This window comes from Microbacterium sp. SCPM-O-B-15248 (M128) (assembly GCF_058214835.1).
Genome location: NZ_JBYQLI010000010.1, coordinates 118,580 through 138,103, shown reverse-complemented (window position 1 = coordinate 138,103; position 19,524 = coordinate 118,580). Strand labels below are relative to the sequence as shown.

Annotated in this window: 15 protein-coding genes; 9 read left to right on the top strand and 6 right to left on the bottom strand. The window is 70.9% G+C overall.

Annotated features, from left to right (window positions below; all coding sequences use genetic code 11):
* Positions 1–8: 8 nt before the first annotated feature.
* On the top strand, positions 9–1,352 hold the full coding sequence (locus AC3E6M_RS15620; RefSeq protein WP_171024337.1) for an FGGY-family carbohydrate kinase: 1,344 nt from the start codon (positions 9–11) through the stop codon (positions 1,350–1,352).
* 6 nt (positions 1,353–1,358) lie between these two features.
* Here the strand turns inward: AC3E6M_RS15620 and AC3E6M_RS15615 are convergent, their stop codons facing one another.
* Positions 1,359–2,102 (bottom strand): GntR family transcriptional regulator, encoded by a 744-nt coding sequence (locus tag AC3E6M_RS15615; protein WP_394529739.1) that lies wholly within the window; start codon positions 2,100–2,102, stop codon positions 1,359–1,361.
* Positions 2,103–2,341: 239 nt separating this feature from the next.
* On the opposite strand from AC3E6M_RS15615, the gene AC3E6M_RS15610 reads away from it, so the two are divergent.
* The 8 genes from AC3E6M_RS15610 to araA all read left to right on the top strand — a co-directional run bounded on the left by AC3E6M_RS15610 (position 2,342) and on the right by araA (position 11,898).
* Positions 2,342–3,418 (top strand): sugar ABC transporter substrate-binding protein, encoded by a 1,077-nt coding sequence (locus AC3E6M_RS15610; protein ID WP_138173215.1) that lies wholly within the window; start codon positions 2,342–2,344, stop codon positions 3,416–3,418.
* A gap of 37 nt (positions 3,419–3,455) precedes the next feature.
* On the top strand, positions 3,456–4,961 hold the full coding sequence (locus AC3E6M_RS15605) for a sugar ABC transporter ATP-binding protein (protein WP_138173217.1): 1,506 nt from the start codon (positions 3,456–3,458) through the stop codon (positions 4,959–4,961).
* 5 nt (positions 4,962–4,966) lie between these two features.
* Positions 4,967–5,980, top strand: coding sequence for an ABC transporter permease (locus tag AC3E6M_RS15600; RefSeq protein ID WP_212743476.1), 1,014 nt, complete (start codon positions 4,967–4,969; stop codon positions 5,978–5,980).
* Positions 5,981–6,006: 26 nt separating this feature from the next.
* Positions 6,007–6,573 (top strand): SIS domain-containing protein, encoded by a 567-nt coding sequence (locus AC3E6M_RS15595; protein WP_138173219.1) that lies wholly within the window; start codon positions 6,007–6,009, stop codon positions 6,571–6,573.
* A gap of 158 nt (positions 6,574–6,731) precedes the next feature.
* Positions 6,732–7,706, top strand: a complete 975-nt coding sequence (locus tag AC3E6M_RS15590) for a LacI family DNA-binding transcriptional regulator (protein WP_138173221.1) — start codon at positions 6,732–6,734, stop codon at positions 7,704–7,706.
* A gap of 372 nt (positions 7,707–8,078) precedes the next feature.
* The gene (locus AC3E6M_RS15585) at positions 8,079–8,798 is read left to right on the top strand and encodes an L-ribulose-5-phosphate 4-epimerase (RefSeq protein ID WP_138173223.1); all 720 of its coding nucleotides are present in this window, start codon (positions 8,079–8,081) and stop codon (positions 8,796–8,798) included.
* Positions 8,795–10,366: a xylulokinase gene (locus AC3E6M_RS15580; protein ID WP_138173225.1), complete on the top strand. Its 1,572-nt coding sequence runs from the start codon at positions 8,795–8,797 to the stop codon at positions 10,364–10,366. Before AC3E6M_RS15585 ends, AC3E6M_RS15580 begins: the two co-directional genes overlap by 4 nt.
* Positions 10,367–10,386: 20 nt before the next feature.
* On the top strand, positions 10,387–11,898 hold the full coding sequence (gene araA / locus AC3E6M_RS15575; RefSeq protein WP_490530456.1) for an L-arabinose isomerase: 1,512 nt from the start codon (positions 10,387–10,389) through the stop codon (positions 11,896–11,898).
* 434 nt (positions 11,899–12,332) lie between these two features.
* Here araA and AC3E6M_RS15570 read toward each other — a convergent pair whose 3' ends face one another.
* The 5 genes from AC3E6M_RS15570 to AC3E6M_RS15550 form a co-directional block, all read right to left on the bottom strand.
* Positions 12,333–13,817 (bottom strand): deoxyguanosinetriphosphate triphosphohydrolase family protein, encoded by a 1,485-nt coding sequence (locus AC3E6M_RS15570; RefSeq protein ID WP_138173229.1) that lies wholly within the window; start codon positions 13,815–13,817, stop codon positions 12,333–12,335.
* Positions 13,818–13,935: 118 nt separating this feature from the next.
* On the bottom strand, positions 13,936–16,233 hold the full coding sequence (locus AC3E6M_RS15565; RefSeq protein WP_138173231.1) for a beta-xylosidase/alpha-l-arabinosidase: 2,298 nt from the start codon (positions 16,231–16,233) through the stop codon (positions 13,936–13,938).
* Positions 16,234–16,239: 6 nt separating this feature from the next.
* On the bottom strand, positions 16,240–17,124 hold the full coding sequence (locus AC3E6M_RS15560; RefSeq protein WP_138173233.1) for a carbohydrate ABC transporter permease: 885 nt from the start codon (positions 17,122–17,124) through the stop codon (positions 16,240–16,242).
* A complete protein-coding gene (locus tag AC3E6M_RS15555; RefSeq protein WP_138173235.1) occupies positions 17,121–18,143 on the bottom strand; it encodes a carbohydrate ABC transporter permease in 1,023 nt (340 codons plus the stop codon). The genes AC3E6M_RS15560 and AC3E6M_RS15555 overlap by 4 nt, the downstream gene beginning before the upstream one ends.
* Positions 18,144–18,154: 11 nt before the next feature.
* Positions 18,155–19,441, bottom strand: a complete 1,287-nt coding sequence (locus AC3E6M_RS15550) for an extracellular solute-binding protein (RefSeq protein WP_138173237.1) — start codon at positions 19,439–19,441, stop codon at positions 18,155–18,157.
* Between the last annotated feature and the right edge of the window lie 83 nt (positions 19,442–19,524).

Here is a 19,524-nt window from a genome sequence, read left to right as displayed (position 1 = left end):
ATTCGACGGTGACCATTCGTTCGCGCGTGCCGGTCGCCGTGGGCGTCGATGTCGGCAGCACGAACACCAAGGTCGTCGCGATCGCGGAAGAGGGCGCTGTCGTCGCCCGGGCGAGCAGACCCACCCGTCGCGCGGGCGGAGACCTCGCCATCGACGCCGCGGCGCTCGTCGCGTCCATCGAGGACATGGTGATCGAGGTCTGCGCGGGCGGCCGTGAACTGCACGCCCTCAGCGTCGCTGGCATCGGCGAGGACGGCGTGCTCGTGGACGAGGACCTCGTCCCCCTCACTCCGGCCCTGGCGTGGTTCGACCCACTCCGCCACGAGTACTTCCGGCGTCTGCGCGCCGACCTCCGCGCAGACGCGACCTTCGACGTCGACACGGATGCCGTCCGCACCCTCGTCGGCTGGAGCTGGGCGCGGGAGCAACTCGGCGCCGACCGCGCAGCGGCGTGGATAGCCCTCACCGACCTGCCCGCCGTGCTGTGGACCGGGCGTCCGTTCCTCAGCGACACGCTTGCGCCGCGAACCGCCGCGTGGCGCAGCCGCGACCGTGCCTGGGACGCCGAGCGGGTCGCCCTGACCCTCGGCGACGAGCGACTGCTCCCTCCCGTCGTGCGCACCGGCGGGATCGTCGGGTCGATCCGCTCCGCCGCTCTGCGCGCGGCCGGGATCCTCGCTCCGGATGCCGTGGTCGTGGCGGGCGGGCACGATCACCCGATCGGCGGATGGGGCGTCGATCTCATGGTCCCCGGTGCAGTCCTCGACTCGATGGGCACCGCCGAGGTCGTCGTGGCGCAGTCGCCCGTTCAGCGGCGGCGCGGTGACGATCACGTGGACCTGGCGCCCGGCATCCGCTCGGACGGCAGCACGCTCCTGCGCGTCGAGGAGCTCGCCCGCAATGTCCAGTGGGCCTCACGCGATCCCGATGTGGCCCGCGGCATCCGCCATCTGCTCATCGGACGCGCCGAGCCCCTCGACCTGTGGGACTCGGGCTGGTTCGTCCCGGGGGAACGGGGTGGCGGAGAACCGGCCTACGCCGCGGAGGCGCCCGCCGATCCCATCGTCCGCGCGTCCGCGGTGCTGGGGGCGCTCGCCGTCGCCGGGCGCGACGCGGTGGATGCCGTGCGGCACGACGTCGGCGGGACGGCCCCGGTGCGGGTCGCGGGCGGATGGGTGCGTTCGCCGGGCTGGATCGCGCTGAAATCGGCGGTCAACGGCGGGCCCGCGGTGCCGGTGCTCGAGCCGGAGGTCACTGCCGTGGGTGCGGCGCTGCTGGCCGCGACGGCGCGGGGCTGGCATCCCGACCCGATCGACGCTCTCGGCGGATTCGCGACCGGAATGCTGGGCTGACGCGGGTCAGCTCGCGGCGACGCTGACCTCGAGCGGGATGACGTCGGTCAGGACCCACGTCTCGTAGTAATCGAAGCGCGTGCCGTCTGCCGCCCACGACAGCGAGCGCACGCGCAGCACCGGGTGATCGACGCCGACGCCGAGGTGGGCGGCGACCTCGGGTGGGGCGGGGAGGGCGTGGATGATGCGCTGCGCGCCGCTGCTGACGAATCCGGCCGCGCGGAGGTGGCTGTTCAGCGAAGCGGAGCCATCGAGCACGCCCGCTTCGGCCTCGATCGTGCGCCCCACCTCGCGCGGGAACCAGTTGGTGCTGAACATGGCCTTCGTGCCGTCCAGGGACCGGATGCGTTCCAGGGCGAAGACGTCGTCGGTGCCGACGCGGAGCGCGTCGGCGACGTGGCTGTCGGGGGTGACGTAGCCCTGACCGACGACCTCGGTGGTGATCCCGGTGCGGCCGTGCCGCAGCTGCGACTCGAGGAATCCTTCCTGCACCGTCCACCCGGCGGTCTGCCCCGGGACGCTGGCGAAGACCCCGCGGCGCGGGATCCGATGAGCGTAGCCCTCGTTCTCGAGCTTTGTCAGGGTCTGGCGGACGGTCGCGCGCGAAAGGCCGAACTCGCGGCACAGCTCGAGTTCGCTGGGCAGGCGTTCCTCCTCGGCAATGTCGCCCTGGGCGATGCGGTCGCGCAGGATCTCGAAGAGCTGCTCGTAGTACGGAACGGGGGAGACCCGCTCGATGGTGTGCGCCACGTGATACTCCTCGTCGTCGTGCGCATCATCGCGCGTTCGTCGTACGTTTGGTTCCGACTGTACAGACGGTGCGGATACCCGACCCGCATCGTCGCGGCCCGAGGCCTCGATGGATCACTTTTGCGATTTACGGTGTACATTCTGTACGTACAACACGTACGATACGTGCAGGGCTTTGGTCCTGCATCCCGAATCGTCACCGGCCCCAGAGGCTTCTGCACTTCAGAGAGGAAGTACGCATGCGAACTTCACCCATCACCGGACTCGCGCTCCTGGGCGCGAGCGCCCTGCTCCTCGCCGGCTGCTCCGGCGCGGCATCCACCGGCTCGGGAGCCGGCGGCGGCGACCTGAGCCCGGCCGACACTCCGCTGAGCTACTCGCAGCCGCACACGGACCCGTTCCAGAACGCCGAGAACGTCGGCTCCATGGAGCGCTTCGCCGAGCTCGGCTACGCCACGATCCCGGCGACGAACGCCGACCGCGACGCCGCGCAGCAGATCACCGACATCCAGACGCTCATCAACAAGGGCGCCAAGGGCCTCGTGATCTCCGTCGGCGACGCCGACGCCATCGTCCCGGCCATCGAGTACGCCAACGACTCGAGCGTCCCGATCGTCGCGATCGACGAGGCGCCCGCCTCGGGCAAGATCGCCATGATCGTCCGCGCCGACAACGTCAAGATGGGCGAGCTCGCGTGCGAGGAGATGGGCAAGCGCGTCGCCGCGGACGCCGTCGTCATCACCCTCGACGGCGACCCGGTCACCTCCAACGGCCGTGACCGCACCAACGGATTCAACGACTGCATGAAGCAGAAGTACCCGAACGTCAAGCTCGTCAACGTCGCCACTGAGTGGGACCCCGCGAAGGCGGCAGCCGGAATCGAGACCGCGCTCAACCAGTACGGCAACGTCGCGGGCATCTACAACCAGAGCGACGCGACGTTCTTCCCGACGATCCTCGACACCCTCAAGTCCGCGGGCAAGCTCGTCGCCGCCGGTCAGCCGGGCCACATCGTCCAGGTCTCCGTCGACGCCAGCCCCATGGCCATGACCGCTATCCGGGACGGATGGCTGGATGCCGCTGTCGCGCAGCCGATGACCGACTACATCGACTACGGCGTGGACTACCTCACGCGCGCGATCAAGGGCGAGACGTTCAAGGCCGGCAACACCGACCACGGCAGCGTCATCGAGGAGCGCAATGGCAACCTCGTCGACCTGCTGCCCACCCCGGTCGTGACCAAGGACAACGTGGAGGACCCGAACCTCTGGGGCAACAAGCAGTTCGCCCTCGACGCGTTCGGCGCCACCAAGTAATCCGGCCGCACCACGACACCCCCGAGACGGAGACGTCATGACCACCCCATCGACCACCGTGCCCGCCATCCAGATCGACGGCGTCAGCAAGACCTACGGTGCGACGAAGGCGCTTCAGGACGTCTCCGTCTCGATCCTCCCCGGGCAGGTGCACGGGCTGATCGGGCGCAACGGCGCCGGCAAGTCCACGCTCCTGCGCATGATCACGGGTCTGGAGACGCCGGACACCGGAACAGTGAGCTTCTTCGGCGAGGCCGCGCCCCCGGCATCCGATCCCAAGGCCTGGCAGCAGCGCGTGGCGTGCGTCTACCAGCGCCCCTCGGTGTTCGCCAACCTCACCATCGCTGAGAACCTCTTCGCGGGACGCCTGCCCACCTCGGGGGCGCGGGTGTCGTGGAAGAAGATGCAGTCCGAGTCTGAGCGCATCCTCTCGGACTGGAACATCCGCCTCGACCCGAAGATGCTGCTCTCGGACGCCCCGATCGAGGAGCGCCAGATGCTCACGATCGCCAAGGCGCTGGAGTCCGGCACGCGCATCGTTCTGCTCGACGAGCCGACCGTGCAGCTGGAGGGCGCGGCGATCCGCCGTCTGTTCGACAAGGTGCAGGAGTTGCAGCAGTCGGGCGTGACGTTCGTGTTCGTCTCGCACTTCCTGCGCGAGGTCACGGCGATCTGCGATTCGGCGACGGTCCTGCGGGACGGAAAGCTGCTGTGGTCGCGCCTCGGCGACGACATCCGCTCCGACGACCTCGTCGAGGCACTGCTCGCCGGGCAGGAGCAGCGTCGGCACCGTGCCGAGAGCCTCGCTTCGGATCCGGATGCGGCGCCCGCCGTGGAGCTGCGGGGGGCGACGGCGAAGGATGGGGCGTTCACCGACGTCTCGCTCTCGGTGGCCCCGGGCGAACTCGTCGCCATCGGCGGTGTCGGAGGCTCGGGCAAGTACTCCGTCGGCGAAGCCATCGCGGGTCTGCGTGACGTGTCCTCGGGCGAGGTCGTCGTCGCCGGGGCCGCGATCCGTAGCGGTGACGTCAAGGCCAGCCAGCGCGCCGGGGTCGGGTTCGTCCCCGCCGACCGCCACCGCGACGGCTACGTCCCGCAGCTGAGCGTCGCCGAGAACATGACCATGGGCATCATGGACCAGCTCGCGCCGGCGGGCGTGTTCTCACCGCGCCGGCAGACCGCGCTCTCGCGCGAGCTCATCTCCGACGTCGCGCTCGTGCCGGCGGATCCGTCGCTGGCGGTGTCCGGCCTCAGCGGCGGCAACCAGCAGAAGGTGGTTCTCGCTCGGGCCCTCGCTCGCAAGCCCCGCGTCCTGGTGCTGATCTCGCCCACCGCCGGCGTCGACATCGCCGCGAAGGACGCGATCTACGGCCTCATGCTGCGCGCGCTCGCCGACGGCGTGGCCGTGATCCTCATCTCCGACGACGTGGAGGAGCTGCTCGTCAGCTCCCGCGTCCTCATCATGCGCGAGGGCCGGATGTCGGCCGAGCTCGCCGACCCTACCGAAGAAGACATCGTTCGAGCCATCGAAGGCCTGGAGTGAACATCGTGCGTACCACCGTCGTCCGAACCCCCGACCCCACGACCAACCCCGTGGTGCGCACCGTCGTGAAGAACGTGCGTGAGCTGAGCGTCCTGCCGGGCCTCATCATCGTCGCCATCGTCGGGGCCGTCGTCAGCCCCGCGTTCCTGTCGGCGGCGAACCTGACCCTGATCCTGCGGCAGTCCGCCGAGCTGGGGATCGTCGTCATCGGCCTGACCTTCATCCTCATCACCGGCAAGCTCGACATCTCGCTCGAGTCCACCGTGGGCTTGGCGCCGATGGTCGCCGCGTGGCTCATGGTCCCCGCCGCGATGGGTGGTCTCGGGTCCGAGATCGGTCCCGGCGTCGCGATCATGGTCACCCTCGCGACCGGCGTCGTCATCGGGTTGATCAACGGCTTCCTCGTCGTGAAGGTCAAGCTCGATCCGTTCATCGTCACGCTCGCGATGCTCATCCTGCTGCGCGGCATCACGCTCGGCGTCAGCCAGGGCAAGACGCTCGCGGGCCTCCCCGAGGCGTTCCGCTACGTCGGCTCGGCCCGCTGGGTGGGCATCCCCGCCGCGATCTGGATCACCGGCATCCTGTTCCTCATCGCCGGTCTCGTTCTGCGTTACACCGCGTGGGGTCGTGCGCTTTACGCCATCGGCGGCAACGCCGACGCGGCCCGCGCCGCCGGTATCCGCGTGGATGCCGTGCTCATCACGGCCTTCGTCGTGGCCAGCGCCCTCGCCGCCTTCGCCGGCATGATGCTCGCCGGTCGTCTCGCCTCCGTCACCAGTGGCATGGGCGACAACCTGATCTTCAGCGCCCTGGCGGCGGCCGTCATCGGCGGCGTGCAGCTCAACGGCGGACAGGGCCGGATCGTCGGAGCGCTCATGGGGGTCCTGTTGCTGGGTACCCTGACCAACGTGCTGACGCTCGCCGGCGTCCCCACCTTCTGGATCAACGCCGTCTACGGCGCGGTCATCCTCCTCGCGCTGCTGGTCGGCCGCTGGGGCGGCCGCACCACCGGCCGCTGACCTCACCGACACAGAAAGGACCGCCCATGTCGGAGTTCCGCGAGATCAGCTCGACCGTCGTCGAGGAGCTGGGGGAGGTGTTCCGTCGGGTTCCGCTCGACAATATCGACGCCGCCCTCGACGCGCTCGAGAAGCATCAGCGCATCTTCGTCCTCGGCATCGGCCGCGAGGGCCTGGGTTCGAAGGCGTTCGCCATGCGGTTGACGCACTTCGGCAAGACCGTGCACTGGGGCTGGGACGACACCACCCCCGCGGTCACCGCCGACGACCTGTTCATCATGCCCTCGGGCCCGGCGAACATCCCGCACCTGCACTACATCGCAGAACAGGTGAAGAAGACCGGCGCGACGCTGCTCGTGGCCACGGCCGTCCCGGACGGACCGACCGCGCAGCTCGCCGACATCGTGCTGACGGTCCCGGCGCACACGTACGGCGCCGACGACCCGACCGGCCTCGTGCCGACCATTCAGGCGATGGGGAGCCTCTTCGAGCAGTCGCTCTGGATCTTCTGGGATGTGCTCTACCTCATGCTGGTGCGCCGCACCGGCGCGAAGTTCGAAGACCTCGTGGCGCGCCACCGCAATTTCGAGTGACCCGACCCGGTCGCTGACCGCCGAGACCGCACTCCGCCGACAACCCCACTGCACGCTGCCGTGGGTTCGTCGGCCGGGTGCGGTCTCGGCGTGTCGGGCGGGGGTGGGGCGCGGGCGGCGGACGCCGGGGGCCGCGCGCGCCGCTACTGTGAGGGACCATGAGCGACGCCGGAGGACCCAAGCGCGTGGGCGTCCGCGAGGTCGCCGCCCGCGCCGGGGTCTCCACCCAGACCGTGTCGCGCGTCCTCAACGACTACCCCGGTATCCGGGATGCCACGCGCGAGCGCGTCCTCGCCGCGGTCGCCGCGCTCGACTACCGCGTGAACAACGCCGCCCGCGCGCTCGGCACCAGCCGCACACGGACCGTGGGGGTCGTGGCATCCGATGCGTCGCTGCACGGGCCGTCCGCCGGCATCGCCGCGCTCGAGCGCGCGGCGCGCGCCCGCGGCCGCTGGATCACGACGGCCTACAGCGCGTCCGACGACCCGTCCGATGTCGACGCAGCCGTGCGTCACCTGCTCGCGCAGGGCGTCGACGGCATCGTGCTCGTCGCGTCCCACGCGCAGACGCCCCTGAGCGGGTACGACGTGCCGATCGTGCCGCTGTACGGCGAGTCGGGCGATCAGCAGCGCGCCGCGGTCGCCCTCGTCGTCGGGCACCTCGCCGATCTCGGGCACCGGCGCATCGCCGAGGTGGCCGGCCCCGCGGACTGGCGGGAGGCCCGCGCCCGCTCGGCGGGGGTGGCATCCGCCGCCCGGGCGCGCGGAGTCGAAGTCGCGTGGCGCGGGGCGGGGGACTGGAGCGCGGGTTCGGGCGAGGCGCGCGCCGACGCGGTCGCCCGGGCCGTGCGCGAGGGCGTCAGTGCCGTCGCCGTCGCGAACGACCAGATGGCCCTCGGCCTCGTCTCGGGGCTGCTCGCCCGGGGATTGTCGGTGCCGGGCGACGTCTCGGTCACGGGTTTCGACGACAACCCGGATGCCGCCTTCTACACGCCCGCGCTCACGACGGTGCGCCTCGACGTCGAGGGCGAGGCCGAAGAGGCCGTCGCCTCGGTCCTGGGGGAGGCGCCGGTGCGCCCCGCGGACCCCGTGCTGGTCGTGCGCGCGTCGACCGCGCCTCCCCGCCGCGGCTGAGGGCCGGGGTGCACCGCGTCGACGCGATACGGCAGCGTCGGGGCCGCGGCATCCGTCCCCCGACCGTACGGATGCCGATGCCACGGCCGACGGTCCGGTCCCGGATGTCGGGGCGGCGGGTGCCAGGGCGGTCCCGGATACCGGGTGGCGGCGGTCCGCCGAGCACAAGTCCTGCACTTCGGGGATCCGGCCCGGTGAGCCTCGCGGAATGACGCCATGCGGCCGGCCCGCGCCGCCGAAACTGCAGGAGTTGGGCGGCCGTCCGGCCGTAAGCCGGTGTCGGCAGGGGGTCGCGGTCCCGCGATGTTACCGGTAACATCGCGTCCAAGGGGCTGACCGCACCCCCACCCGACTGAGTCGAAGGAGACCCGAGTGTCCGACGCCGCACCGACGTTCACCCCCGAGGTGCAGGAGGCCATCGACGCCGTCCGCGCCGACGTCGCGAAACTGCACGCCGAGCTCGTGCGCTACAACCTCATCGTCTGGACCGGCGGCAACGTCTCGGGCCGTGTCCCCGGGGCCGAGCTGTTCGTCATCAAGCCGTCCGGCGTCTCCTACGACGACCTCGCGCCGGAGAACATGATCCTCTGCGACCTCGACGGCAACGCGATCCCCGGCACGCCGGGCAGCGAGCGCAGCCCCTCGAGCGACACCGCCGCGCACGCGTACGTGTATCGCAACATGCCCGAGGTCGGCGGTGTCGTGCACACCCACTCCACCTACGGCGTCGCGTGGGCGGCCCGCGGCGAGGAGATCCCCTGCGTCATCACCGCGATGGCCGACGAGTTCGGCGGCCCCATCCCGGTCGGCCCCTTCGCGATCATCGGCGACGACTCGATCGGCCGCGGCATCGTCGAGACCCTCCGCGGACACCGTTCGCGCGGCGTCATCATGCAGAACCACGGTCCCTTCACGATCGGAACGAACGCGAAGGATGCCGTGAAGGCCGCCGTCATGCTCGAAGACGTCGCCCGCACCGTGCACATCGCGCGCGAGGCGGGCCCTCTCATCCCGATCCCGCAGGACAAGATCGACGCCCTCTACAACCGCTACCAGAACGTCTACGGACAGAGCACGGACGACCGCCGATGAACGCGCACATCACCGAAGGCCGGGCCTCGCTCGGCATCGAGCTCGGCTCGACCCGCATCAAGGCCTGCCTCATCGGCCCCGACGCCGAGGTGCTCGCCGTCGGCTCCCACGAGTGGGAGAACGTCTACGCCGACAAGCTGTGGACCTACTCCCTGGATGCCGTGTGGTCGGGCCTCCAGGCGGCGTACGCCGACCTCGTCGCCGACGTGGGGCAGAAGTACGGTGTCACCCCCGAGCGGTACGCCGCGATGGGCGTGTCCGCGATGATGCACGGCTACCTCGCGTTCGACGCCGACGGGGAGCTGCTCGCCCCCTTCCGCACGTGGCGCAACACCAACACCGGTGTGGCGGCGGCCGAGCTCACCGAGCTCCTGGGCGTGAACATCCCGCTGCGCTGGTCGATCGCGCACCTGCACCAGGCCGTCGTCGACGCCGAGCCGCACGTTCCCGAGATCCGCTTCCTCACGACCCTCGCCGGATACGTGCACTGGGCGCTCACGGGCGAGAAGGTGCTCGGCGTGGGCGATGCCTCGGGCATGTTCCCGATCGACTCGGCGACCCGTGACTACGACGCCGACCTCGTCGCGCGCTACGACGCCCTCGCCGCCGGTCGTGTGCCCGCGCTCGCCGACCTGCTGCCCCGCGTGCTCGTCGCCGGCGCCGACGCCGGGGAGCTGACCCCCTCGGGCGCGGTGTTGCTCGACCCGAGTGGGGCGCTGCGTCCCGGCATCCCGTTCGCTCCGCCCGAGGGCGACGCCGGAACCGGAATGGTCGCCACCGGTGCGGTCGCTCCGCGCACGGGCAACGTCAGCGCCGGCACGAGCATCTTCGCGATGGTCGTGCTCGAGCGGCCGCTGACCGAGGTGCACCACGAGCTCGACCTCGTGACGACGCCCTCGGGCGACGCCGTGGCGATGGTGCACTGCAACAACGGCGCGAGCGAGCTCGCGGCGTGGGCGAACATGTTCACGGCGTTCGCCGCCGCGGCCGGCACCCCCGCGACTCCGGATGCCACGTACGCGGCGCTCTTCACCGCGGCTCTGTCGGGCGAAGCCGACGCCGGCGGGCTGCTGGTCTACAACCACCTCGCCGGTGAGCCCATCGCGGGTCTCGACGAGGGTCGCCCGCTCGTCGTGCGCACGCCGGACAGCCGCCTGACCCTGCCGAACTTCATGCGCGCGCAACTGTACGGCGTGTTCGGCACTCTGGCGCTCGGCATGAGCGTGCTGCACGGCGAAGGCGTCGCCCTCGACAAGATGTACGCCCACGGCGGCATGTTCCGGACCGCCGGGGTCGCCCAGCGGTTCCTCGCGGCCGCGCTCGACGCCCCGGTCGCCGTCGCCGAGACCGCGTCGGAGGGCGGGGCGTGGGGCATGGCCGTGCTGGCGGCCTACGCCGCCGACGGCGCGGGCCGCGACCTCGACACCTACCTCGCCGAGGTGGTCTTCGCCGACGCGCCGATCGTCACCGTCGACCCCGACCCGGCGGACGTCGCCGGCTTCTCGTCCTACCTCGACCGCTACCGCGCCGGACTCGCCGTCGAGGCGGCCGCCGTGGCATCCCTCTGATCACCCGAAAAGGAACAGTCATGACCCGCACGAAGCTCAAGAACGACCTCGACGGCTACGAGGTCTGGTTCGTCACCGGCAGCCAGAACCTTTACGGCGAGGAGACCCTGCAGCAGGTCGCCGAGCAGTCGCAGGGCGTCGTCGCCGGCCTCGACGGCCTGCCCGTCAAGGTCGTCTGGAAGCCCGTGCTGAAGGACTCCGACAGCATCCGTCGCATGGCCCTCGAGGTCAACGGCCGCGACGACGTCATCGGCGTCATCGCGTGGATGCACACCTTCAGCCCCGCCAAGATGTGGATCGCCGGGCTCGACGCCCTGCAGAAGCCGCTGCTGCACCTGCACACGCAGGCCAACGTCGAACTGCCGTGGAACGACATCGACTTCGACTTCATGAACCTCAACCAGGCCGCGCACGGCGACCGCGAGTTCGGGTACATCCAGACGCGCCTCGGCGTCGCCCGCAAGACCGTCGTCGGTCACGTCTCCAACCCCGCCGTGCGCCAGCAGATCGAGGACTGGGAGCGCGCCGCCGCCGGCTGGACCGCGGCCCGCACCCTCAAGCTCGCGCGTTTCGGCGACAACATGCGCTTCGTCGCCGTCACCGAGGGCGACAAGACCGAGGCCGAGCTGCGCTTCGGCGTGCAGGTCAACACGTGGGGCGTCAACGAACTCGTCGAAGCCGTCGAGAAGGCCACGGATGCCGAGATCGACGCGCTCGTGCAGGAGTACGTCGACAGCTACGACGTCGTGGAGGAGCTCCTCCCCGGGGGCGCGCGCCACCAGTCGCTCCGCGACGGCGCCGCGATCGAGCTCGGTCTCCGCTCGTTCCTCGAGGAGGGCGGCTTCGGCGCCTTCACGACGTCGTTCGAAGACCTCGGTGCGTTGAAGCAGCTCCCGGGTCTCGCGGTGCAGCGCCTCATGGCGGAGGGCTACGGCTTCGGCGCGGAGGGCGACTGGAAGACGGCGATCCTCGTCCGCGTCGCGAACGTCATGGGCGCGGGCCTGGCCGGCGGCGCGTCGCTCATGGAGGACTACACCTACGACCTCGTGCCCGGCAACGAGCGCATCCTCGGCGCCCACATGCTCGAGGTCTCGCCCTCGCTCACGTCGGCCAAGCCGCGCCTGGAGATCCACGAGCTCGGCATCGGCGGCAAGGAGGACCCGGTGCGCCTGGTCTTTACCGCCGACCCCGGCGCCGCGCTCGTCGTCGCGATGAGCGACATGCGCGACCGCTTCCGGCTCGTGGCCACCGTCGTCGAGAACGTCGACGCCCCCGACCTGCCGAAGCTCCCCGTCGGCCGCGCCGTGTGGAAGCCGGCGCCGGACTTCGCGACCTCGGCCGCGTGCTGGCTCGCCGCCGGCGCCGCCCACCACACCGTCATGACGACGGCCGTGGGCATCGAGGTGTTCCGCGACTTCGCCGAGATCGCCAAGACCGAGCTCGTCGTCATCGACGAGGACACCACGGTCCGCGGCTTCCAGAGCGAGCTGCGCTGGAACCAGGCGTACTACCGCCTGGCCCAGGGCATCTGATCCCCGCCGCCCCGGGTTGCCTCACGGCCCCGGGGCGGTGCGGCACGTACGCGTCCCGTTCGGGTCGCGTCCCGTGGCCCCGGGGCGACAGATGTGGCCCCGGGGCCACGAACCGTGCTCCGGTTCTCCGGCACGAACCGTGCCCCGGATCCGCGTCGGTGGTGGGACGCCCGCGGATCCGGGGCATTCTCGCGTTCGGGGCGGGCGTCGAGCGCTACGACACGAGGGGGGTCACGGGCGCTGCACGAGCAAGGTGTCGCCGACGAGTTCGGCCGATGCGGCGTCCAGGTGCACAGGTGCCGAGGCGAACTCCATCACGACGCCCTCGGCGTCGGGGCTCGTGGCATCCCGGTTCGGGGCGCGGTTTTGCGTTCGGGGCGCGGAATTTCACGCCCCAACCGGAAGAACGCGCCCCAAACCGTGCTGAGGCGCCGCTACAGCCGCTGTCCCAGCGACCACAGGCGGTCGGCGCGTCCGGAGATCGCCTCCGACAGCGTGAACGCCTGGGCGTCGGTGAGGGATGCCACGTAATCGACGATTCCGCGGGAGCGCGCGAGCGTCTCGGCCTCGGCATCCGACGGACGACGTTCCGCTGGAAGGAGCGCGTACTGCTCGCGAGCGAGCGCGATGAGTTCGCGCAGGCGGCGCGGGGTCCGCGCGCGGTCGAGATCGTCCTCGAGCCACTCGCCGAGGGCGCGCACCGACCGCGCGAGGATGCGGCTCATGCCGCGCTGCTGGATCGCCAGGTCGGGGCGGCTGAGCACGAAGCGCTTGTGCACGAACTTCAGCACCTCGACGTGGTGCCAGGCCGACGGTGACAGCGCCACGGGTCCCGAGCGGGGCGTGTCGAGGGTCCGCAGCCGCACGGACTCCTGAAAGCGCCGGATCCACCGGTCGGTGAACGCGGCCAGACGTCGTTCGGCCGACAGCGACCCGTCGAACGGGCGGGCGAGCAGGTCGGTGACCAGTTCGGCATCCACGTCGCTCACCGCGTCCAGGAACGCCTCGTCGTCGGCGATCCACGGGTCGTCGCGGCGCATCTTCCGGCGCAGGCGCTCGAGGGCGGCGCCCGGGACGAGCTCGGCGCGCACCTCGGCGTCGTCGCGGGAGCGCCACTCGATCACGTCGTCGAGCCAGCCGCGGAACTCGGCCGCGATGGGGGCGTGGTCGAGGATCCCGGCGCGGTAGAAGTCGTCGACGTCGTGCACCGAGTACGCGATGTCGTCGGCGAGGTCCATCACGGCGCCCTCGATGCTCTGCCGCAGCGGCTCCACGTCGAGCCCCGCGCGGGCCTGCTCGAGGTCGGCGAGGTCGATGTCGTACACCGAGTACTTGTGCACGCGGTACGCGCCGTCGGGGGACCGACGGATGCCGCGGGGCGGCCCGATGCGCTCGATCTCGGCGGCCGACACCGACGGCGACCACGGGTACTTCGCCGAGGCGGCGCGGACCGCGGCGGTGAGGTTGAGTCCGCGCGGGGCGTTCTCGACGACGTCGAGCGCGGTGAGGATGCGGTAGGTCTGGGCGTTGCCCTCGAACCCGTCGGTCAGGCCGAGCTCGGTGCGGGCCAGACGGTCGAGGGTCGTCTCGCCGAGGTGACCGAAGGGCGGGTGGCCGAGGTCGTGGGCGTACGCCGCCGCCTCGACGACGGTCGGGTCGCACACGTCGGCTCCGGCGCGCGTGTTCAACTGCAACGCGACGACGCGTGCGATCGCACTCACCTTCAGCGAGTGCGTGAGGCGGTTGTGGACGGGGGCGCCGGAGATCGACGGCGACACCACTTGCGTCACCGCCGACAGACGCGAGAAGTACGGCGAGAACTGGATGCGCTCCAGGTCGATCGACCACGGATCGGCGCCGACGGTCTCGCGTTCGTCGTACGCGCGCGAGGCGGCCGTGGGCGCGGCGGAGAGCGTCATCCGTCCACGCTACCGGCCGCGAGACTGCAGCCGACTGACAAACCCACAGCAGCGTGCAGTGGAGACGTCAGCCGGATGCAGTCTCGCGGGAAAGGAGGCGTGAGAGTGATGCGGCGCCTCAGCCCCGGACGACCTCGATGCCGACGACGCGCGCGTCCTCGGGCCGCAGCTCGTACGTCGGGCCCGTGATGTGCAGCGGCGCCGAAGCGTCGGTCTCGGCGCACGACGGCCCGACGCGCAGCTCGACCTCACCCGGCTCCACGACCCGGCGCAGCGCCCGGTCGCTGTAGGCCAGGCGGGAGGCCGGAACTGTGAACCGCACGTCCGCGCTCTCGCCGGGCTCGAGCTCGACGCGGGCATAGGCCACGAGCTGCGCGACCGGACGGGTCACGCTCGCCACCGCGCGGTGCGCGTACAGCTGCACCACGTCGGCACCGCGGCGTTCGCCGGTGTTGGTCACCCGCACGCGCGCCGAGAAGGCGTCGCCGGCGCGCACCTCGCCGTCCACGGCGAGACCCTCGCGACGGAACGTCGTGTACGACAGCCCGAAGCCGAAGGGACGCACGGGGGTCGGGTCGGTGCTCGTCACCCCCGAGGGGCCGCCGAGGAGCGGGTGCAGGTAGGAGTACGGCTGCGCGCCGGCGGCGCGGGGGAGCGAGACCGGCAGGCGACCCGAGGGGGCGGCATCCCCCGCCAGCAGCGCGGCGAGGGCAGGTCCGCCCTCCTCGCCCGGGAAGAAGGCCTGCACGACGGCGGCGGGGCCCGCGGCCTCGTCCAGGGCCCACCCGATCGCGTACGGGCGTCCGGTGAGCAGCACCATGATCACGGGGGTCCCCGTGGCCACGACCTCCTCGACCAGGCGACGCTGCAGTCCGGGGAGCTCGAGCGAATCGGCGTCGTTCCCCTCGCCCACGGTTCCGCGGCCGAACAGGCCCGCGCGGTCGCCGACGACGACGATCGCGACATCGGCCGCCTGAGCGACCTCGACGGCGGCGGCGATACCGGAGTCGTCGTCGCCCTCGACCGCGCACCCTTCGGAGAAGGTGACGTCGCCGAAGCGCGCGGAGAGCGCCTCGCGCACCGTCGGGATCTCGAATCCCATCGGCGTGCCGGGGTGGTGGGCGAGCACGTGGTTGGCGAACGAGTAGCAGCCCATGAGGCCCTCGGCGCTGTCGGCGTTGGGGCCGAGCACCGCGATCCGGCCGGGCGCGGCCAGCGGGAGCACGCCGTCGTTGCGCAGCAGCACCGCGCTCTCGATCGCGAGGCGGTACGCCAGCGCACGGTGCTCGGCATCGTCGAGGTCGACCGCGGTCGGGGCGTCGTCGAAGTCGGCATCCAGGAGTCCCAGGTCCTCCTTCTCGGCGAGCACGCGGGCGACCGCGCGGTCGACGACGGCCTCGAGCAGATCCCCGGATGCCACCCGCTCGGCGAGGTGCGGGTACGCGTCGGGCCCGGGGAGCTCGACGTCGATCCCGGCTTCGAGTGCGAGCTGGGCGGCTTCGCCGAGCGAGCCGGCGACCCCGTGCATGGAACGGAGGAACTCCACGGCGAAGTAGTCCGAGACCACCGTGCCGTCGAAGCCCCACCGTCGGCGGAGGAGATCGGTGAGCAGCTCGGGGGTGGAGGCCACGGGCACCCCGTCGATCTCGGCGTAGGAGTTCATGACCGAACGGACGCCACCGTCGCGCACCGCCATCTCGAACGGCGGCAGGAACACGTCCTGCATCTCGCGCGGTCCGGCGTGCACGGGAGCGTGGTTGCGGCCCGCTTGCGAGGCCGAGTAGCCCACGAAGTGCTTCAGGGTGGCGTGCACCCCGGCGGACTGCAGACCGCGCACGTACGCGGTCCCGATCGTGCCCACGACGTACGGGTCCTCGGCGATGCACTCGTCGACGCGTCCCCAGCGCGGATCGCGGATGACGTCGAGCACCGGCGCGAGGCCCTGGTGCACGCCGACGTCGCGCATCGATCGACCGATCGCGGATGCCATGAGCTCGACGGCCTCGGGATCGAACGAGGCGCCCCACGCGAGCGGGGTGGGGAAGGTCGCGGCCTTCCACGCGGCGAAGCCCGTCAGGCACTCCTCGTGCACGAGGGCGGGGATGCCCAGACGCGTCTCGGTCTTGAGCCGGCGCTGCTCGCCCCACAGCCACGCGGCGCGCTCGACGGGGTCGACCGGCCGGGTGCCGTAGACGCGCGTGAGGTGGCCGAGGCCGTGCGCCGTGGCATCCACGTAGTCGGTGGAGGTGACCTTCTCGCCCGAGAGAGGCGCCACGACCTCGTCGCCCTGGTCAACCCAGTAGCCCACGAGCTGCGCGAGCTTCTCGTCGAGGGTCATCTCGGCCACGAGCGCCTGGACGCGGTCCGAGATCCCCGGGGTGAGCGCCGAGCCGACATCGGTGTTCTGGATGGTCATGTGGGATCAGCCCTTCACAGCGCCGGTGAGGCCACCGACGATCCGACGCTCGAACACGCTGAAGAACAGCAGAGCGGGGATCATCGACAGCGAGGTGAATGCGAGCACGCGGGCGGTGTCGACGGAGTACTGCGAGGCGAACGCCTGCGTGCCCAGGGGCAGCGTGTACGCGGCCTCGTTGTTGAGGATGAACAGCGGGAGCATGTAGGAGTTCCAGCTGTTCACGAAGGCCAGGATGCCGACGGTGACGACCGCGGGAACGGCCAGCGGCAGCACCATGCGCCAGAAGAACCCGAGGCGTCCGAGTCCGTCGATCGACGCGGCTTCCTGCAGCTCCTTGGGGATCGCCGCGAGGAAGGGCGACAGGATGATGACCGTCAGGGGCAGCGCGAACGCGATCTGCGGGATGATGACCCCCGCGAGGGAGTTCGTCAGTCCGATGTTGCGCACGAGGATGTACAGCGGCGTGATCGCGACGGTCATGGGGAACATGAGCCCGGCGGTGAACAGCGCGTACAGGGCCCCACGTCCGCGGAAGCGGTAGCGCGAGAGGGCGTACGCCGCCATCAGCCCCAGGGCCACGACGAAGACGGTCGTGGCGATCGCGGCGATCGCGGAGTTCCCGACCTGTCCCCAGAACACGCCGCTGACGAGCACGTCGGCGTAGTTCTGCCAGTTCCACTGGGTGGGGAAGCCCGACGGGTCGACCGTGATCTCGGCGTTCGAGCGGAAGCCGCCGAGGATGATGTACACCACGGGGGCGAGCATCAGGCCGATCAGGAGCAGCGCGACGAAGCCCACGATCACAGAGCTCGAGCGGTTGCGGCCCGCGGGGGCGCGGCGGACGGAACGCGGCGCCTTCGGCGCGACGAGGGTGGCGGTGGCAGTCACTTGGTGTCTCCCGTGAGGGCGCCGGCCGTGTCACGACGGAGCACGAAGCGCTGGTAGATGAGGGCGACGGCGAGCGAGATGAGGAACATCACCACGGCCACGGCGCTGCCGTAGCCGAAGCTGCCGGCGTTGCGGCCGTTGGCGACCATGTAGGTGGCCATGGTCGAGGTCCCTGCCGTCGAGGCGACGTACTGGCCCCAGATGATCCAGACGAGGTCGAACAGCTGCAGCGAGCCGATGATCGACAAGAACGCCCAGATGCGGATCGTGGGTCCCATCAGCGGCAGGACGATGTGGCGCTGGATCTGCCAGAACGAGGCGCCGTCGATGGCGGCGGCCTCCGAGAGTTCTTCGGGGATTCCCTGGAGCCCGGCGAGGAAGAGGATGACGGCGAAGCCGATGTACTTCCACGTGATGATGATCAGCAGGGTCCAGATCGCCAGCGCGGGGTCGGAGATCCAGTCGGCCTGGAGGGAAGACAGGCCGATCTTCTCCAGCGCCCCGTTGAGCGCTCCGCCGGACTGCAGCATCAGGCCCCAGCCGAGGCCGACGACGACCTCGGAGATGACGTAGGGCACGAAGATCAGCACGCGGATGAGCGACTGCGCCCGCATCTTGCGGTTCAGCAGCAGCGCGAGCCCGAGGGCGAGCGGTCCCTGCAGCACGAGCGAGCCGACCACGATGAAGACGTTGTGCCCGAGCGCCTCGTGGAAGGCGGGGTCGGTGAGGATCGTGAGGTAGTTGCGGAAGCCGACGAAGTCGGTGGGGGCCCCAAATCCCGACCAGCTGTAGAAGCCGTAGAAGGCGGCGAGGGCCACCGGCAGGATGACGAACGAGACGAAAACCACCAGGGCAGGCCCCAGGAGGATCGCGAGCTCGCCGCGGATGCGCCAGTTCTCGCGGCGCCGCCGAACGGAGGCCGGCCCGGCCGAGGGGGTGCGGGTGGCACCCTCCTCGGCCAGGCGGCGACCGGCGGCGTCGTCCGACGCGGTGGCGACGGGGTGACGCACGGTGGTCATCGGGAGCTTCCTCAGGAGCGCGATGCAGCCGCGTTGACGGCGTCGACGATGCCCTGCGGGCTGCCCTTGCCGGCGAACATGTCGACGACGGCGACGTTCAGCGCGTTGCCGACGTTCTGGCCGTAGAGGGTGTCGAGCCACACCGACACGTAGGGGGCGTCGGTGTAGGCGGCCAGGGCCGACTGCAGAGCCGGCGTGGTGACCGCGCTCGTGGCCTCGCTGGAGGCGGGGATCGTCTGGAAGGCGTCGGCGTACCGCTCCTGGTTCTCCTGGGTCACCATGAAGTTCAGGAAGTCGGTGCACTGTGCGGGAGCGTTGACCCAGCACGCGTAGCCGTCGACACCGCCCATGATGGCGCCGGGCTCTCCGTCACCGCCGGGGACCTCGGGGAAGGGGAACCAGCCCAGGTCGGCGAGCGGCTGCTCGTCGGGGGTCAGCGAGGCGATGACGCCCGGGTTCCAGGCGCCCATGAGCTCCATGGCGGCCTGGTGGTTGGCGAGCAGACCCGCCGACGACCCCGCGCCCTGCTGGGCGGCGGTGGTGAGGAAGCCCTCGTTGAACGGCTTCGTGGCGAGGAAGGACTGCAGGTTCTCGCCCGCTTCCAGCCAGCACGGGTCGTCGAAGCTGCGGCTCTCGGCGGCATCGGTGAGCACGTTCTCGGCGCAGGCGCGGAGGGCGAAGTTGTAGTACCAGTGCGCGGCGGGCCACGCATCCTTGGCGCCCACGGCGATCGGGGCGACGCCGGTGGCCTTGATCTTCTCGTCGGCGGCCTCGAGGTCGGCGATCGTCGCGGGGGCTTCGGTGACGCCGGCGGCGGCGAGGAGGTCCTGCGAGGTGAAGATGCCCGAGGGGAGGACGGCGACGGGCATGCCGTAGTTCTTGCCGTCGACCTCGAACGCACCGAGCGAGCCGCCGAGCGCGGTCTTGACGTCGGCCGAGATCTTGTCGGTGAGGTCCATCGCCTGGCCGGCCTTGACGATGTCGGCGAGCTTGCCGCCTCCGCGCGCCATGAAGATGTCGGGCGCGTCTCCGGAGTTCAGTGCGGTCTGGAGCTTGCCGTCCATCTCCTCGTTCTGCAGGGACTGGATCTCGATGGTGACACCGGGGTTGGCCGCTTCGAAGGCGGCGGCGGTGTCTTCCCAGTACTTCTTGCCGTCGCCCGTGGTGGAGTTGTGCCAGAACGTCAGGGTGACGCTGCCGTCGGCGTTCTGTCCTCCGCCTCCGCCCGCGCAACCGCCGAGGGCGAGGGTGCCGGCGACGGCGATGGCCGCTGCGGCGATGATCTTCCGCGTTTTCATGTGATTCCCGTTTCTCTTCGTCGAGGTGCGTCCCTCGCGGGATGCTCCGGTTTTCGGCTGCGATGCCGGTCGTTCACGCCCGG